Below are 15,885 nucleotides of genomic sequence, written 5' to 3' on the forward strand. Positions count from 1 at the left end.
TGACGCCTACGCCGCCGTCAGTCAGGCGGGGAGCGTGCCGATCTCGACGTCGTACACGCTCTCGGCCGGGCTCGACATCACTCGGTCCGCCATCTCCTGTTTGAGCACTGTCAGCCGTGACTCGTCTTCGACTGTCCGGTCAGTCTTGCGGGAGAGAGTGATCAACTCGTCGACGACAAATCCCTCCCGAACAGTCAGCGTGGCGCTCGCGCCGCGATAGCCGACCCGAAAGACATACAGTGCGAGCGTATTTCCTCGTTCTGGCCGGGCCAGGGAACTGTCAACGGTGTACCGCCCCTCGGCCACTGCGCGCGTGACCAGCTCGAACGCATCGCGCACTCCTGGTCCGCCGTGTGCAGTGGTGACGACCAACTCGCGACGCTCGACGGAGCCTTCCCCGCCGAGCACACCGAGAGCGCGCTCGAGAACCTTGTAGGCATGCGCCACGCCACCCGGGGCCTGCGGACCGTGATAGCGGAGGGCGTCCTCGTACGTGAAGTCGAGCGTCGTCCCGTGATCGGTCACGGTGAGCGTGGTGGTCATGATGGGCGTCCTTGCCGGTCAGTGCTGGCGGTCGATCGGATTGATCCGCGAGACGATGAGCGGATCGATCGGGGTGAAGGGAAAGTGCGGCAGCTCCCGTTCCGGAACACCGAACGAGGCCGAGAGAACGCCGCGTGAGAACGCGGAAGCCGTTGCACGGTAGCCTATGTCGCCCGGCGTCGGCTGGTCGAAGAAGATGAGGAAGTTGATGTCCTCGTCACCTAGAACCTCGATGTGATGGGGATAGGCACGCGGAACGAAATACACCTGACCAGGCTCCAGTAGGTAGGTGTCGAGCGAACCGTCCGGATCGAGGACCGTCATCCGCCCGTGACCACGATGCACGTATCCCATTTCGGCAGTGACGGGATGCCAGTGTGGCTCACGCATCCCACTCTCGCGAATAGTCAACGAGTACATCGAAAGATCCTCCAGCGCCGCCCAATACTGCTTGCGCGCCACTTTCGCCTGTCCGTACGGATATGCGAGAGGCGCGATCTGGCCTTCGAGATCGAAGAGATGCGCGTTGGGAAGGCCGGCGGTATCGGGAACGACGGCGGCGCCGTCCCGCCGAACTATCTGGGACGCATCGGCTCTACCGAAGACGTCGAAGGCCGATGCGGCGAGATCGTACGTGTTGCCGAGCACCGCGTTCGACATTGCGCTGACGCTACTCTGCAACGAAAAGTGCTGCGGGAGAGAAGTTCGCAGGGCGGCGATGATCTCCGCCTCCTCCTCTCCGACATTCTCGATGTGATAAATCGCGCCGGATTCGACGTGATACATCTGCCCCGCTCGCACCACGAAGCTGGCGAACTCGTCAGCATTGCCCAGCATCGAGACGAGCACGGTTCCGCTGGTGACGTAGGCGATCTGGTTCGCGTTGACGTTCCATTGTGGTTCACGGATCGCGCCGGGACCGAGAACAATTCGTTTGATCGACAGACCGGACAGGATCGGCAACGAACTCGTGTCGAGTTGCGAGATCGACCCAAGTTCGTTCTCGAAGACACTGGGGCCATTGCATAGTGAGGCAACGTGTGTAGACATGGCAATTTTATCCTTCCCACTCTGGTCCTTTCGACTCCGGTCCTTCCGCCTCGCTGACGTCAGTCCTCGATGAACGCGAGAATGTCCTGGTCCAGTGTCTTCTGATATGAGCCGTAGATGCCGTGAGGTGCGCCCGGATACACCTTCAGCGTGCCCTTCTTCACCAGCTTGATCGCCTTCTCGGCCGCTGCGCCGATCGGCACGATCTGATCGTCGTCGCCCTGAGCGATGAGGAACGGAACGTCGATGGCTTCGAGATCGGAGGTCTGGTCCGTCTCCGAGAATGCCTTGACGCAGTCGTAGGCCGCGGCGAGATTGACCAACATACCTTGCCGCCAGAAGTCGTCCTTCGCCCCTTGCGAGACGTCGGCACCTTCGCGGTTCGCGCCGTAAAAGCTCTCGCTGAGATCCTTGTAGAACTGCGATCGGTCTCGCAGAACTCCCTCACGGATGCCGTCGAAGACCTCGATCGGTGTGCCTTCGGGGTTGCCGTCCGACTTGACCATGATCGGCGGTACGGCGCCGGCGGTGATCACCTTGGCCACGCGCCCTTTGCCGTGCTGCGCCGCGTACCGGACCACTTCCCCGCCGCCGGTCGAATGGCCAACCAGGACCAGGTCTTTCAGGTCGAGTGTGTCGATCAGCTCAGCCAGGTCCTTGGCATATGTATCCATGTCGTTGCCGGTGTACGTCTTCGACGAGCGACCGTGTCCTCGACGATCGTGCGCGATGGTCCGGTATCCGGCGTCGGCGAACAACTTCATCTCGACCTGCCACGCGTCAGAACTCAGCGGCCACCCGTGGCTGAGGACGATCGGCCGACCGACGCCGTGCTCGGTGTAGTAGATCTCGGTTCCGTCGGAGGTGGTGATGTAGGGCATGCTCTGCTCTTCTCTGTCGAGTCGTGGACTGAGATCCGGACACGGTGCCCGGTTTCCTCACTCTGCGAGTGCCCACTACGGGGGCAGTCGACTCATCGATCGACAGAAATGTGCGTGGGGGCAGAAGACTCCGGCCCGACACCACGAAGCGTGGTGCCGGGCCGGAGCCTTCAGTCAAAGGGAAATGATCAGTAATCATCCTCCGTGTAGACGATCATCCCGCGCAGATTCTTTCCTTCGAGCATGTCGGCGTACCCCTCGTTGATCTCCTCGAGCTTGTAAGTCTTGGTCACCAACTCGTCGAGTTTGAGTGCGCCGCTTCGGTAGTGATCGAGCAACTTGGGAATCTGGGACCGTGGCCCTACCCCGCCGAAGATGGCTCCCTGCAAACGCTTCTGCAGAAGGGTCAGCTCGAAGAGGCTGAGCGTCACCTGCGAATCCGCGTAATGCCCCATTCCGACGACCACGACCTGGCCACCCTTGCCCGTCGCGCTGAGCGCGGGCTGAATGATGTCGCCGTGAATCTCGCCCACGGTGATCACGGTGACGTCGGCCATCTTGCCCCAGGTGATCTCGCCGATCACCGGTAGCGCTTCCTCGAGGGAGGCAAAAGTGTGTGTGGCGCCGAATTCCTTTGCCTTGTCGCGCTTGAACTCGACGGGATCGATCGCGATCACAAATCGTGCTCCGGCGGACGCCGCACCCTGCACCGAGTTGATTCCGACGCCGCCGACGCCGACGACCACCACCGTGTCGCCGACCTTGGCTCCACCGATCGCGGTGGCCGATCCCCAACCGGTGGCAACACCGCAGCCGAGCAAGGCCGCCTTGTCGAGCGGGATGTCCTTCTCGATCTTGATCACCGACGCCTCGTTGACGGTCACGTACGGCGAAAATGTTCCGAGCAGGCACATCTGGATGACCGGCTCGTCGTCGAGGGTGACGCGGTACGTCTTGTCGGAGATCGCCTGCCCGGTCAACAGGCCGGCTCCTTCGTCGCAGATGTTCTGCAGACCCTTCGCACAGGACGGACAACGTCCGCACGCCGGGATGAAGGCGAGAACCACGTGGTCGCCTTCTTCGACGCTCGCGACACCCGGTCCGACCTTCGTCACCACTCCGGCTCCTTCGTGCCCGCCCAGGGCCGGGTAGAAGGGCAGCGGGCTGGCGCCCGTACGCAAATGTTCGTCCGAATGGCACAGCCCCGATGCGGCGAGTCGGACCTGCACCTCACCCGAGACCGGGTCCCCCAGCTCGACCTCTTCGATCTCCCACGCCTGACCTGGCGCCTTGACTACCGCTGCCTTGACCTTCACCTGCACTCCTCGAAATTCTTCGTGATGCACGGACGACGAAAGAACGCGCCGGCATTTGTGTCGCCGATCACACTCCATGTACGAGTGTGCCTGAAGTAGCCCGAGAATACCGTCGGTCCGTGTGCCTTTTTGGTAGCCGCCTCTACCAGAAAGGCGCACGGCTAACATGGACACAGTGGCCAAGGGAACTCGCAAGACCAGAACTCGCAGCAGTACTCCCGAGCGAGGCGAGTCCGGTCCCGTCGCCGGCACTTTTCCGATCGATACCGGGACGTGCGAGCTTGTCCGCGATCAGTACTCCGATGACAGTTGGATCATCCAGATCAACGGAGTGCCCAGTTCCCACGTGAACGTCGCGGATCCCACGGTGCTCGATTTCGAGTACATGCGGTGGATCGCGCATCTGGTCGATTCCGAACGTGACAAGGCCGAGCGCCTGCGGGTGCTTCATCTCGGCGGTGGCGCCTGCTCCATGGCCAGATACTTCGCCGCCACGTACCCTGACGCGCGTCAAGTGGTGGTCGAAATCGACGGTGCTCTGGCGGAACTCGTACGCGATTGGTTCGACCTCCCGCGCGCGCCTCTTCTGCGCATCCGCGTCGGAGAAGCCCGCGCCGTCACCGAAACTCTCACCGAGTCCACCCGGGACATCGTGATTCGAGATGTCTTCGCCGGCAGCACAACTCCGACACCACTGACGACGGCGCAATTCACCACCCACGTACGACGCGTGCTCGCACCGGGCGGCATCTACATCGTCAACTGCGGCGACACCCCGGATCTCCAGGGCGCGCGCAGCGAGGCCGCAACCATCGGCGCACAGTTCGAACACATGGCGATCATCGCCGATCCCGCGATGCTCAAGGGCCGCCGCTACGGCAACATGATCATCGCCGGCAGCGACGTACCGATCGGCGGGCAACCTGCGCTCGCACGCGAGCTACTCGGCGGCGGCGTTCCCGCCCACGTGTGGCAGAACGCCGAAGTCCGCAAGTTCGCCGCGAATGCGGCGATTCGGCAGGACTGACCGAGAGCGCTACTCGCCGCCGAAGACCCTCTCCACCACAGCTTTTGCCCGACGCGTGATGCGCAGGTAGTTGTCGAGGAACTCCCCTGCGTCGTCGCCGTATCCAGCGACCTGCGCCACCGCCGCGAGGACACGGCCAGGGCCGGGAAGCTGATCTGTCGGCTTGCCCCGCACCAGAACGAGGCAGTTGCGTGCCTTCGTCGCGGTGATCCAGGCGTCACGCAGCAGTTCGACGTCACCTTCGCTGAGCAGTTCCGCGGCGCCGATGGCGTCGAGAGTCTCGAGCGTCGACGTGTTGTGCAGCGACTCGATCTTGTCCGCGTGGCGCAGCTGCAGCAATTGCACAGTCCACTCGATGTCGGCCAAGCCGCCGCGACCCAGTTTCGTGTGCGTCGCCGGATCGGCTCCGCGAGGAAGCCTTTCGGAATCGACTCGCGCCTTGATGCGCCGGATCTCGCGCACCGCCGCGTCACTGACGCCGCCTTCGGGGTAGCGCGTCTTGTCGATCATGTGCAGGAACCGCAGTCCCAGTTCAGGATCACCGGCAACCGGGTGCGCACGAAGCAGCGCTTGAATCTCCCACGCCTGAGCCCACTTCGCGTAGTACGCGTCGTACGACTCGAGCGTGCGAACCATCGGCCCGTTGCGGCCTTCCGGACGCAATCCGGTGTCGACTTCGAGCGGAGGATCCGTGCTCGGTGCCCCGAGAAGCTTGCGCACCTTGTCGGCAATGCTGTTGGCCCACTTGACCGCAACGGTCTCGTCGACGCCCTCGCGGGGTTCGCACACGAACAGCACGTCCGCATCGGATCCATAGCCGAGTTCGCCGCCGCCGAGTCGGCCCATGCCGATGACGGAGAAACTGGCCGGCGCCTCGGTCCCGAGTTCGGTGACGCTGGCCTTGATCACCGCGGAGAGCGATGCATTGAGCACCGCGGCCCACACCGAGGACAGCGCCTTGCAGACTGCAGGAACATCGAGCATGCCGAGGATGTCGGCCGAAGCGATGCGCGCAAGTTCGTGTCGCCGCAGCGAGCGGGCCGCGGCAACAGCACGATTGGGATCACTGTGTCGGCCGGAGGCGGTGAGTATTCCGCGAGCGACGTCCTCGGGCTTCGGCTCGACCAGGCGCGGTCCACTCGGCGAATCCGCGAACAAGCGAATCACGTCGGGAGCCTTGATGAGCAGGTCGGGTAGGTACGCCGACGAGCCCAGCACGGTCATCAGACGCTCGGCCACCGCAGCCTCGTCGCGGAGCAGGCGCAGGAACCACGTCTGGTCGACGAGCGCGTCCGAGAGCCTGCGGTAGGCGAGCAGACCGGCATCGGGATCCGGTGTGTCCGCGAGTGATTCGAGCAGAGTCGGCAACAGGAGCGCTTGAATGCGACCCTTGCGTGAAGCGCCACTCGTCAGTGCAGTCAGATGCCCGAGAGCATGCTCGGGTGCCGTGTAACCGAGAGCGGCCAACTGGCGAACCGCGGCTTCTGGCCCCAGGACCAGTGCTTCCTTGTCCATCCGCGCCACCGATTCGAGAAGCGGGCGGTAGAACAACTTGGCGTGCAGGCGGCGAATCCGATGCGAATTCCGCTTGATCTCGGCGCGCAGGACTCCCAGGGAATCCAGACGACCGTCGGGTCGCATGTGCGCGGCGCGGGCCAGCCAACGCAGCGCTTCCTCGTCGTCCGGCGGCGGCAGGGTGTGTGTGCGCTTGAGCTTCTGTAACTGCAGACGGTGCTCGAGCAGACGCAGGAATTCGTACGACGCAGTCAGGTTGGCGGCGTCGTCGCGGCCGACGTATCCACCCGCCGCCAATGCAGTCAGTGCATCGACGGTGCTCTGGACATGCAACGAACTGTCAGCGCGCCCGTGCACCAATTGCAGGAGTTGGACGGCGAATTCGACGTCGCGCAAACTTCCGCGGCCGAGTTTGAGTTCGCGCTCACGCAGTTCGGGGGGAACCATTTCCTCGACGCGTCGACGCATGGCTTGAACTTCGGGGACGAAGTCCTCGCGCTCGGAGGCGATCCACACCATCGGGCTCATCGCCTCGGAGTACTGGCGACCGAGCTCCATGTCGCCCGTCATCGGACGAGCCTTGAGCAGCGCCTGGAACTCCCAGGTCTTGGCCCAACGCTTGTAGTACGTGATGTGGGATTCGAGCGAGCGAACCAGTTCTCCGCGCTTACCTTCGGGACGCAGCGCAGCATCGACCTCGAAGAATGCGGAGGTTCCGATACGCATCATCTCACCGGCAACGCGACTGGCCGTCGCGTCGGCCGGTTCGGCGACGAACACGACGTCGACGTCGGAGACGTAGTTCAGTTCGCGCGCACCACATTTGCCCATGGCGATGACTGCGAGCCGGATCGGACAACTGCCCTCAGGGCACACCGTTGCGATGGCTACCGCGAGTGCAGCGGTCAGCGCAGCGTCAGCCAGGTCGGAAAGCTGATGCCCCACAGTCTGATACGGCACCACCGGTTCGTTCTCGACGGTCGCCGCAAGATCAGCCGCGGCCACAAGCATCAGCTGATCCTTGTAGCTCTTACGCAGAGCAACAACAGCTTCCGGTCCGGTCACGGTGGCGCGGTAGGTCAGTGAGCCTTCGGTGGCACCCTCGTCGAGCGTGGCACCCACGGCCTTGAGCAAGGCCGCAGTCGCCTCGTCTTTGGTCGGCAGAGCTGTGCCGTCGAGAAGTTTCCAGCCGATCGGATCCGCGGCCAGGTGATCGCCGAATGCCGACGATGCACCCACCAGCGCGAACAAACGGCCGCGCAGGCTCTTGTCCTTGCGCACTGCCTGATCGAGTTCACGCCACCCGTCGCCGAGCCCGTCCTTGATCCGCACAAGAGTGCGCAGAGCTAGATCGGCGTTCGCGGCACGCGAAAGCGACCACAAGAGTTCGATGCTCTCGGCGTCGACCCAACCGAGCTGACGCAACTCGTCGGCGGCGGTGGGCTCGACCAGCCCGAGACGACCCGGTCCTGGAACTGCTGATCTCGCAGCGGGCGGTTTCACCGTCACAGACCGAGGTAGGTCTTGAGCTCGAACGGCGTCACGTGGCTGCGGTATTCCTCCCACTCACGACGCTTGTTGCGCAGGAAGAAATCGAAGACGTGCTCGCCGAGTGCTTCGGCCACCAGTTCCGACTTCTCCATCTCGCGCAGAGCGCTGTCCAAGTTGCTCGGCAGTTCCTTGTAACCCATGGCGCGACGCTCGGCGGAGGTCAACGACCACACGTCGTCTTCTGCCTCGGGCGGCAGGGTGTAGCCCTTCTCGATGCCGCGAAGACCGGCAGCAAGCAGGACCGCGAAAGTCAGGTACGGGTTGCAAGCCGAGTCTGGGCTACGGATCTCGACGCGACGTGACGACGCCTTGTTGGGCGTGTACATCGGGACGCGGATGAGAGCCGATCGGTTGGACGGGCCCCACGACGCGGCAGTGGGTGCCTCTCCCCCGTGGACGAGTCGCTTGTACGAATTGACCCACTGGTTCGTGACCGCACTGATCTCGTTGGCGTGCTCGAGGATGCCGGCGATGAACGCCTTGCCGGTCTCGGAGAGCTGCATCGGATCGTCCGGATTGTGGAAGGCGTTGGTGTCGCCCTCGAACAGGCTCATGTGGGTGTGCATCGCGGAGCCGGCCTGATCGCTGAACGGCTTGGGCATGAAGCTCGCCCGGACGCCTTCACCGATCGCGACCTCCTTGACGACGTACCGGAACGTCATCACGTTGTCGGCCATCGAGAGTGCGTCGGCGTAGCGCAGATCGATCTCCTGCTGACCCGGCGCGGCCTCGTGGTGGCTGAACTCGACCGAGATGCCCATCGACTCGAGTGCGTCGATGGCGTGGCGGCGGAAATTCGGAGCCGAATCGTGCACGGCCTGGTCGAAGTATCCGCCCGAGTCGGCCGGGATCGGTGGAGTGCCGTCGATCGGGCCGTTCTCCAGAAGGAAGAACTCGATTTCCGGGTGGACGTAGCAGCTGAAGCCCAAGTCGCTGGCCTTGCTCAGCTGGCGACGCAGTACGTGGCGCGGATCGGCCCACGACGGCGAACCGTCGGGCATCGTGATGTCGCAGAACATGCGAGCGGAATGCTGCGCACCGTCCTTGTGCGCCCACGGCAGGATCTGGAATGTCGAGGCGTCGGGCCGAGCGACGGTGTCGGCTTCGGAGACTCGCGAGAATCCCTCGATGGCGGAACCGTCGAATCCGATTCCCTCCTCGAAGGCACCTTCGAGTTCGGCGGGGGCGATCGCCACCGATTTGAGGTACCCGAGAACATCGGTGAACCACAAGCGGACAAACCGAATGTCGCGCTCTTCCAGGGTACGAAGCACGAATTCTTTTTGGCGATCCATGCACGCGAGACTAAGCAAGCCACGTTAAATCTGTGTTACATCAGTGGTCCCGGTTAACAGAGTGATTGGTCACCATCGAATAGGCGCAGCGTACGGCGTCTCGCCGGCTAACATGTGAGACCTTCTTCCGGAGCCTTCAAGTAAACGAAGTAGTCGACGACGGCATCGTCGACGCAGGAGTTTCCGTCCAGAACCACCGTGTGCTGGGTTCCGTCGAACGTGATGAGGGCGGCGCCCAACTGCTTCGCGAGATCCACTCCGGCCTGATACGGGGTCGCCGGATCCTGCGTCGTGGATACGACGAGCAGCTGCGGCAGACCGGCGTCAGCGAGCGCCTGGGGGTCGAGCGCGTGGGGGCTGCCGGTTGCCGGAACGGGCCAGAACGCGCACAGGTCGAGCGGTGCTTGACCGGTCCCCCGTCCGTCGTCGAGGAACGGTGCCGCCTCGCGGTACCGAGTGTCGGATTCGCCGGCCTCGGCGCGGTCGGTGGTTGCCGGGTCGTCCACGCAGCGAATGGCGTTGAACGCGTCGTTGATGTTGGAGTAGCTGCCGTCGTCTTCACGGCCTTCGTACATGTCGGCGAGATTGAGCAGCGAGTCGCCGCGTCCGTCGGCCAGACTCGACAGACCCCCACGCAACGGCGTCCACAACTGTGGCGAATACAGAGCCTGCTGCACGCCCGTGATCGCGTCGGAATAACTCAGCCCTCGCGGATCGGTGGTCTGTGCCGGCTTCTCGATCAACGGATCGACGAGTGCCTGAAAGCGTGCCTGCGCCTGCGCCGGATCATCACCCAGCGGGCAATCCGTTCGCGAGACACAGTCGGCGACAAAGGCGTCGAACGCGCCTTGGAAGCCCTGCCCCTGCAAGACCACCTCGTCGACCGGATCCTGCTCGGGGTCGAGCGCGCCGTCGAGGACCATCGCTCGGACGTTCTGCGGAAAGGTTTCCGCGTACGTGGATCCGAGCCGGGTCCCGTACGAGAACCCGAGGTAGTTCATCTTCGGATCGCCGAGAACGCCCCGAATGACGTCCATATCTCGCACCACCTCGTAGGTACCGACATGAGCGAGGAACTCCGTACCGGTCCGCTCAGCGCACTTGGCGGCGTAGTCCTTGCTGTCCGCCTCGGCGAGAGCGATGCCGTCCGGCGTCATGTCGACGTTGACCTCCGCACGCTCCGCGTCGGTCTCCTCCGGCGTCAAACACCGAACCTGCGGGGTCGACGCCCCGATCCCCCGCGGATCGAAGCCGATCATGTCGAAACGTTCCTGCAATTCGGTGCCCGAACCCGAGGCCGCCATCGACAGCCCGGACCCACCCGGCCCGCCGGGGTTCAGCAACAGTGAGCCGATGCGGTCGCCGGTTGCCTTCGAACGCGAGATCACCACCTTCGCGGTGTCGCCGTTCGGATTCGCGTAGTCGACGGGAACGCTCACCTCGGCGCAGTCGATCCCACGCCCCAGCGGCGCAGTTCCTTCTTCGACAAATTGGTCGCACGAACCCCAGTCGAGCGTCTGCTCGTAGAATTTCTCGAGGCCGGACGGCACCGCGGACGCGGCAGAACCAGCAGGTTCCACTGATTCGGGCGTGCCTTCCGAACTGGTGCAACCGACAACCAACACGAGCACTGCTGCGCTTCCGGCGAGGGCACCGGAGAGGCGAACGAACTTCGACATGCCATCGATGGTGCCAGGAAACCGCGATAGCCAGCGGTTCGCCTCGTCTCGGCACCTACCTGATACGCGCGCGGTGATGTGACCCATTGCACCCCGTCAACTATTCGTGTCGGCGATGTCCGGTGGCAGACTGAACACGTCATCACCCACACCCGGGGACCCGAAGGCGATCAACGCTCAGGGCCTCGAGGCCAGAAAGGGACAACGATGTCCGAAACACCTCTCTACGGTTCTGTACCCAGTGCAGTTTCTGTACCCACTGCAAGCTCTACCGATGCACCGAAGCGTAAGACGCGCATTCACCACCTCGCCGAGATGAAGCAGAACGGCGAACGCTGGTCGATGCTCACCGCTTACGACTACTCCACGGCACGCATCTTCGAAGACGCAGGCATCCCGGTGCTGCTCGTCGGCGACTCTGCCGCCAACGTCGTCTACGGCTACGACACCACCGTGCCGATCACCGTCGACGAACTGCTCCCGCTCGTGCGTGGCGTGGTTCGCGGCGCGCCGCACGCACTCGTCGTCGCCGACCTCCCCTTCGGCACCTACGAGGGTTCCGCCGAGCAGGCCCTGGCGACTGCCACACGGTTCATGAAGGAAGGCCTCGCGCACGCCGTCAAACTCGAGGGCGGTGAGCGGATGAGCAAGCAGATCGCGGCTATCACCTCGGCCGGCATCCCCGTCATGGCTCACGTCGGATTCACCCCGCAGAGCGTGAACTCGCTCGGCGGATTCCGCGTCCAGGGTCGTGGCGACGCGGCCGAGCAACTTGTGGCGGACGCCATTGCAGTCCAGGAAGCCGGGGCGTTCTCCGTCGTCATGGAAATGGTTCCGGCCGAGATTGCGGGCCAGGTCAGCCGCAAACTCACCATCCCCACCGTCGGCATCGGGGCCGGTTCCGAATGCGACGCTCAGGTACTCGTCTGGCAGGACATGGCGGGTTACACGAGTGGTAAGACCGCCAAGTTCGTCAAGCGTTTCGGTAACGTCGGTGACGAACTGCGTTCCGCAGCCGCAGCCTACGCATCAGAAGTTCGCACTGGCGCTTTCCCGGCCGCAGAACACAGTTTCTGATCCGAGACCGGCGAACGCCGCCTGTCTCTCAACCAGCCAGGGGTGCGTTCAATGATCGGTAACCGTCGAAGTTCTACTGCCGCAGCTGCAGTCGGTGCGGCAGCTCTCGTCACGGTGCTGAGCGGATGCGCGGGAGGGTCCACCAACTCTCCCGCGCCCAGCAGCACTACGCCCGCGAGTTCCACCACGACGGCGCCGGCAACAACCGCGTCCGGTTCGACGTTCACCGACGCTCAGGTCCAGCAGTTGTGCTCGGATATGGAAGGGCAGCTGCAGAACTGGCGGACCGTCACCCCGACGCTCGGCAAGGGCGGACTGAACACGATCGTCATCACGTGGGCGACGCAGAACGGCATCAACCTGCTCGATCTCGCTCAGAACCGCGAAAGCATCGACGCGGCAACCTCAGCCGCGTGCCCCGACGTCCGGAGCGGCGCGATTTCCGCACTCGAGATCCCCGATCTCGCCTCCGGCCTGGTGGGCTTCTGATGACCGACACGTCAGCCACTTCAGGGCAGCCGTCGGCTCTCCGGAGTTTGTATCCCCCGATCGAGCCTTTCGTCACCGGCTTCCTCGATGTCGGTGACGGCCAGAGCATGTACTGGGAAGTCAGCGGAAATCCGGACGGCAAGCCGGTGGTGTTCCTGCACGGTGGCCCCGGCGGTGGTGCGCAACCGGCGGTACGCCAGTTCTTCGATCCGGCCGCATACCGCATCGTTCTACTCGACCAGCGCGGCTGCGGGCGGTCCACCCCTCACGTTGCCGACGGCGCCGACCTGTCGGTGAACACGACGGACACGCTGCTGGCCGACATCGAAGCCCTGCGTGAACATCTTTCGATCGACAAGTGGATGGTTTTCGGCGGGTCCTGGGGTTCCACGCTGTCCATCGCCTACGCCGAAACGTTTCCCACGCGCGTCACTGAGCTGGTCCTGCGCGGGATCTTCCTCCTGCGTCGCAGTGAGATCGACTGGTACTACAACGGCGGCGCGGGAAACATCTTCCCGGAGCGCTGGGACAAATTCCTCGAACCGGTACCCGAGGCGCAGCGCGGCGAAGACCTCGTCGCGGTCTATCACCAACTGCTCCATTCCGAAGACCCCGCCGTCGCAGCCCGGGCAGCGATCGCCTGGTCGGCCTGGGAAGGATCGACGAGCTACCTGTACCCACAGGCGGACAAGATCGAACAGAACTCCGAGACCAGGTTCGCCTTGGCCTTCGCTCGTATCGAGAACCACTACTTTGTCAACGGCGGATTCTTCGACGAGGGTCAACTCCTACGCGAAAGCTCCGCACTGCACGGCATTCCGGGGACGATCGTCCAGGGCCGCTACGACGTCGTCTGCCCCGCCACCAGCGCGTGGGCGCTGCACAAGGCGTGGCCCGAATCCAAGCTCGTGATCGTCGACGACGCCGGACACTCCGCGATGGAGCCCGGCATCGCACATCACTTGGTGGAAGCCACCGATTCTTACCGGTAGCTCGCTACGCCGGGAACGTGAACTCCACCGTCCGTTTGACGGTGTCGACGGCGGTGAGTCGCACCTTTGCGCGCTCACCGTCGTCGGGCGTTCCGACGCATTTCGCAATCACGGCGACCGACGGGACAAACACTTCCGCCGAGCGCTTTCCGTCCTTGGCGCGCATCACCACTGCGTCGAAGACCTCGCCGACCCGGCCGTCGAGCAGCGTGGACTCGGTCAGATCGATGCACGCACGGTCGACCTTGTTCGCCAGCGAGTCGGACCCACTCATGATGTCGGGCAGCTCGGGAAGTGCAGTGCGCGCCCATTCCGGTACCGGCGTACCAGCTGTGATCGCCAGACACACCTCGGTGCTGAAACGATCGGACAGCCGGCGCAGCGGAGCAGTCACGTGAGCGTAGGGCGCTCCGATCCCCGCATGCACCGTCAACTCCGGTAGTCGGCCGTCGAAGGCCGCGTAGTCTGCCCCGCGCAGCAACGACGGCGCAACCGACATCAGCGCCATAGTCGACGGCTCGTTGGAATCGAGTCCGGCAAGAATCTGCCCGACGCTTTGCCCCTCCGGCCACGTGATACCCAGCGCCACTGCAGTTCTCCGCAAGGTCCGAACCGCGGACTCCTCGGCCGGCGGCAGCGTGCGAAGCAACCCGATACCTGCGTCGATCATCATGCGGCCGGCACACATCCCGGTCAGCAGCGACACTTCTGCGTTCCAGTCGTCCGCTTCGGTGCGTGGCTCCAGTTCGATCCGCCAGCGAGCCGAGGACTCGTCCTCCGGCTGATCCCGAACCACTGACTGCTCGGGCAGTTTCAGCTCGATGGCGCCCCTGGCAACCGCCGAGGCACTGCGCAATCGTCCGAACTCCGGTAGTGCGGCGATGGACGGATGCAAGGTTCCCGCGTCGGCATCGCGCTGCACGGTCGAATAGTCCAGACGTGCCACGGATTTCACCAGAGCGCGTCTCACCTGCCACGACGTCGGCTCGGCCTGCGCGTCGAGTTCGATCCGCCACAGCGCGGCGGGACGAACCACGTCCGGCAGCAGACTCGCCGATCCCTCCGACAACGCTCGGGGATGCAGCGGGACGGAACCGTCCGGGAGATAGAAGGTTTGGCCCCGCTTGCGGGTTTCGATGTCGAGAGCGCCACCCGGCGTCACCACCGCCGCGACGTCGGCGATCGCGTAGTGCACGACGTACCCGGTCGAGATCTTCTCGATGTGCACTGCCTGGTCGAGGTCCATCGATCCGGGAGGGTCGATGGTCACGAAGGCGATACCCGTTTCGTCGACACGCCCGGCACCGAAACGATCCACGGCATTCTCGGCCTCGGCCTGCGCCGCAGCCGAGAATGCTCCTGGCAAGTCGAACTCCGCCCGAACCACTCCGAAGTCGATTCCCTGCACCATCATTCGACTTGCGGGCACGCATCCTCCATGATCGGTTCGGGCCGGTGTAGCAGCAGTACCGGTCCCAGTTGTTCGAGTCCCGACTGTTCCAAGGCTCAGTTATTCCAAGGCTCAGTTGTTCCAGTCTTCGTCTGCCCGATCGGCGGCTTTGTTGCGTTCGGCAGCGATCTTCAATGCATGCTCGGCAGAGTCCCGATCAGGGTACGGCCCCATCCTCGTCAGCGAGGACGCACCCTTTCCCTGCGTGACGGAACCGTCGGACACGTCGAAGTACCAGAGTCGATCTTCATCAGTCATATCCACAGTGTGACATCAGAGTGAGATAGAAGCTTGTAGATCGCTGTGAGACTGATATTCTTTCTACTTGGCCTGGCAGGTGAGAACCGGACATTCGAACGGTGAGTTCTGCTTGAATGCCCAACACAAGCTACGAACAGAAAATGGAGTGCGCATGTCCGCAATTCTTTACGATTACCTCCTCCCGCTCATGGGCCATGACGCGGCAACGTACTGGGCTACGCTGCTGGTCATCAAGCCTGTCTGACAGCTTTTCGAACAAAGAAGACCCCCACCGATCCGGTGGGGGTCTTCTTTTTCTCACTGTGCAGATCGCGGGCGGACGAGTCGGCGTGTAAGCCGGATCCTGTCCTGCGGCACCGAAGTGCCGAGTGGCGACCATCCATCTGGGCACACCGTCGCCGGGTGCCTCGAGCGGTTCACCCGCAGGCTCGGGCGAGCAGCCCTCGAACACCTGCGCAGCCGCACCGCGAGCGATGCGACCTTCAACCTTGCTCCGGGCGGGGTTTACCTAGCCACCCCGGTCACCCGAGGTGCTGGTGCGCTCTTACCGCACCGTTTCACCCTTACCTGCCTCGAAAGGCAGGCGGTCTGTTTTCTGTGGCACTGTCCCGCGAGTTGCCTCGGGTTGCCGTTAACAACCGCCCTGCTCTGTGGAGTCCGGACTTTCCTCGGCCCCAGGCCTGTGCGCGATACGCGCTGGTTCCAGAAGCCGCGGCCGCCCGGCCAACTCGTCCGCCCCCGTATGCTACCGGGCGCCTG

Annotated in this window: 13 protein-coding genes and 1 other RNA gene; 4 read left to right on the plus strand and 10 right to left on the minus strand. The window is 63.7% G+C overall.

What is annotated here, in order from left to right:
* Positions 1-21 precede the first annotated feature (21 nt).
* From A0W34_RS17395 to A0W34_RS17410, 4 genes are all read right to left on the minus strand, one after another.
* Positions 22-543 (minus strand): hypothetical protein, encoded by a 522-nt coding sequence (locus A0W34_RS17395; RefSeq protein WP_081557998.1) that lies wholly within the window; start codon positions 541-543, stop codon positions 22-24.
* Positions 544-561: 18 nt separating this feature from the next.
* Positions 562-1,593 carry a cupin domain-containing protein gene (locus A0W34_RS17400; RefSeq protein ID WP_064074741.1) on the minus strand — a complete coding sequence of 344 codons (1,032 nt, stop codon included), beginning with the start codon at positions 1,591-1,593 and terminating at the stop codon, positions 562-564.
* 59 nt (positions 1,594-1,652) lie between these two features.
* Complete coding sequence (locus A0W34_RS17405) at positions 1,653-2,474, minus strand: alpha/beta fold hydrolase (protein ID WP_003941629.1); 822 nt, start codon at positions 2,472-2,474, stop codon at positions 1,653-1,655.
* A gap of 188 nt (positions 2,475-2,662) precedes the next feature.
* On the minus strand, positions 2,663-3,790 hold the full coding sequence (locus tag A0W34_RS17410) for an NDMA-dependent alcohol dehydrogenase (RefSeq protein ID WP_003941634.1): 1,128 nt from the start codon (positions 3,788-3,790) through the stop codon (positions 2,663-2,665).
* 166 nt (positions 3,791-3,956) lie between these two features.
* Between A0W34_RS17410 and A0W34_RS17415 the strand changes: the two genes are divergently transcribed.
* Positions 3,957-4,817, plus strand: a complete 861-nt coding sequence (locus A0W34_RS17415; RefSeq protein WP_081557999.1) for a spermidine synthase — start codon at positions 3,957-3,959, stop codon at positions 4,815-4,817.
* Positions 4,818-4,826: 9 nt separating this feature from the next.
* Here the strand turns inward: A0W34_RS17415 and A0W34_RS17420 are convergent, their stop codons facing one another.
* The 3 genes from A0W34_RS17420 to A0W34_RS17430 all read right to left on the minus strand — a co-directional run bounded on the left by A0W34_RS17420 (position 4,827) and on the right by A0W34_RS17430 (position 10,857).
* Positions 4,827-7,841 carry a bifunctional [glutamine synthetase] adenylyltransferase/[glutamine synthetase]-adenylyl-L-tyrosine phosphorylase gene (locus A0W34_RS17420; RefSeq protein ID WP_081558000.1) on the minus strand — a complete coding sequence of 1,005 codons (3,015 nt, stop codon included), beginning with the start codon at positions 7,839-7,841 and terminating at the stop codon, positions 4,827-4,829.
* On the minus strand, positions 7,838-9,178 hold the full coding sequence (locus A0W34_RS17425; protein ID WP_003941637.1) for a glutamine synthetase family protein: 1,341 nt from the start codon (positions 9,176-9,178) through the stop codon (positions 7,838-7,840). The genes A0W34_RS17420 and A0W34_RS17425 overlap by 4 nt, the downstream gene beginning before the upstream one ends.
* Before the next feature lie 107 nt (positions 9,179-9,285).
* Positions 9,286-10,857 carry an alpha/beta hydrolase gene (locus A0W34_RS17430; protein WP_081558001.1) on the minus strand — a complete coding sequence of 524 codons (1,572 nt, stop codon included), beginning with the start codon at positions 10,855-10,857 and terminating at the stop codon, positions 9,286-9,288.
* Between the two features lie 207 nt (positions 10,858-11,064).
* On the opposite strand from A0W34_RS17430, the gene panB reads away from it, so the two are divergent.
* Genes panB through pip form a run of 3 tightly spaced genes read left to right on the plus strand, consistent with a single transcriptional unit; the run spans position 11,065 to position 13,415 of the window.
* A complete protein-coding gene (gene panB, locus A0W34_RS17435; RefSeq protein WP_007735454.1) occupies positions 11,065-11,934 on the plus strand; it encodes a 3-methyl-2-oxobutanoate hydroxymethyltransferase in 870 nt (289 codons plus the stop codon).
* A gap of 51 nt (positions 11,935-11,985) precedes the next feature.
* Positions 11,986-12,423, plus strand: coding sequence for a hypothetical protein (locus A0W34_RS17440; RefSeq protein WP_063316287.1), 438 nt, complete (start codon positions 11,986-11,988; stop codon positions 12,421-12,423).
* Positions 12,423-13,415 (plus strand): prolyl aminopeptidase, encoded by a 993-nt coding sequence (gene pip / locus A0W34_RS17445; RefSeq protein ID WP_081558003.1) that lies wholly within the window; start codon positions 12,423-12,425, stop codon positions 13,413-13,415. The genes A0W34_RS17440 and pip overlap by 1 nt, the downstream gene beginning before the upstream one ends.
* A gap of 4 nt (positions 13,416-13,419) precedes the next feature.
* Here the strand turns inward: pip and A0W34_RS17450 are convergent, their stop codons facing one another.
* The 3 genes from A0W34_RS17450 to rnpB all read right to left on the minus strand — a co-directional run bounded on the left by A0W34_RS17450 (position 13,420) and on the right by rnpB (position 15,857).
* Positions 13,420-14,829, minus strand: coding sequence for an RNB domain-containing ribonuclease (locus A0W34_RS17450; RefSeq protein WP_081558004.1), 1,410 nt, complete (start codon positions 14,827-14,829; stop codon positions 13,420-13,422).
* A 108-nt stretch (positions 14,830-14,937) separates the two neighbouring features.
* Positions 14,938-15,123, minus strand: coding sequence for a hypothetical protein (locus A0W34_RS17455; RefSeq protein WP_007735457.1), 186 nt, complete (start codon positions 15,121-15,123; stop codon positions 14,938-14,940).
* A gap of 319 nt (positions 15,124-15,442) precedes the next feature.
* An RNA gene (gene rnpB / locus A0W34_RS17460) (RNase P RNA component class A) lies at positions 15,443-15,857 on the minus strand.
* Positions 15,858-15,885 lie beyond the last annotated feature (28 nt).

Source organism: Rhodococcus sp. BH4 (assembly GCF_002079265.1).
GTDB lineage: Bacteria > Actinomycetota > Actinomycetes > Mycobacteriales > Mycobacteriaceae > Rhodococcus_F > Rhodococcus_F qingshengii.

Bases quoted from the DNA above. Each gene is read 5' to 3' on its own strand.
- A0W34_RS17440 (WP_063316287.1), top strand. From the start codon at position 11,986: ATGATCGGTAACCGTCGAAGTTCTACTGCCGCAGCTGCAGTCGGTGCG.
- A0W34_RS17415 (WP_081557999.1), top strand. From the start codon at position 3,957: ATGGACACAGTGGCCAAGGGAACTCGCAAGACCAGAACTCGCAGCAGT.
- A0W34_RS17395 (WP_081557998.1), bottom strand. From the start codon at position 543: ATGACCACCACGCTCACCGTGACCGATCACGGGACGACGCTCGACTTC.
- panB (WP_007735454.1), top strand. From the start codon at position 11,065: ATGTCCGAAACACCTCTCTACGGTTCTGTACCCAGTGCAGTTTCTGTA.
- A0W34_RS17430 (WP_081558001.1), bottom strand. From the start codon at position 10,857: ATGTCGAAGTTCGTTCGCCTCTCCGGTGCCCTCGCCGGAAGCGCAGCA.
- A0W34_RS17450 (WP_081558004.1), bottom strand. From the start codon at position 14,829: ATGATGGTGCAGGGAATCGACTTCGGAGTGGTTCGGGCGGAGTTCGAC.
- A0W34_RS17405 (WP_003941629.1), bottom strand. From the start codon at position 2,474: ATGCCCTACATCACCACCTCCGACGGAACCGAGATCTACTACACCGAG.
- A0W34_RS17400 (WP_064074741.1), bottom strand. From the start codon at position 1,593: ATGTCTACACACGTTGCCTCACTATGCAATGGCCCCAGTGTCTTCGAG.
- A0W34_RS17425 (WP_003941637.1), bottom strand. From the start codon at position 9,178: ATGGATCGCCAAAAAGAATTCGTGCTTCGTACCCTGGAAGAGCGCGAC.
- A0W34_RS17455 (WP_007735457.1), bottom strand. From the start codon at position 15,123: ATGACTGATGAAGATCGACTCTGGTACTTCGACGTGTCCGACGGTTCC.
- pip (WP_081558003.1), top strand. From the start codon at position 12,423: ATGACCGACACGTCAGCCACTTCAGGGCAGCCGTCGGCTCTCCGGAGT.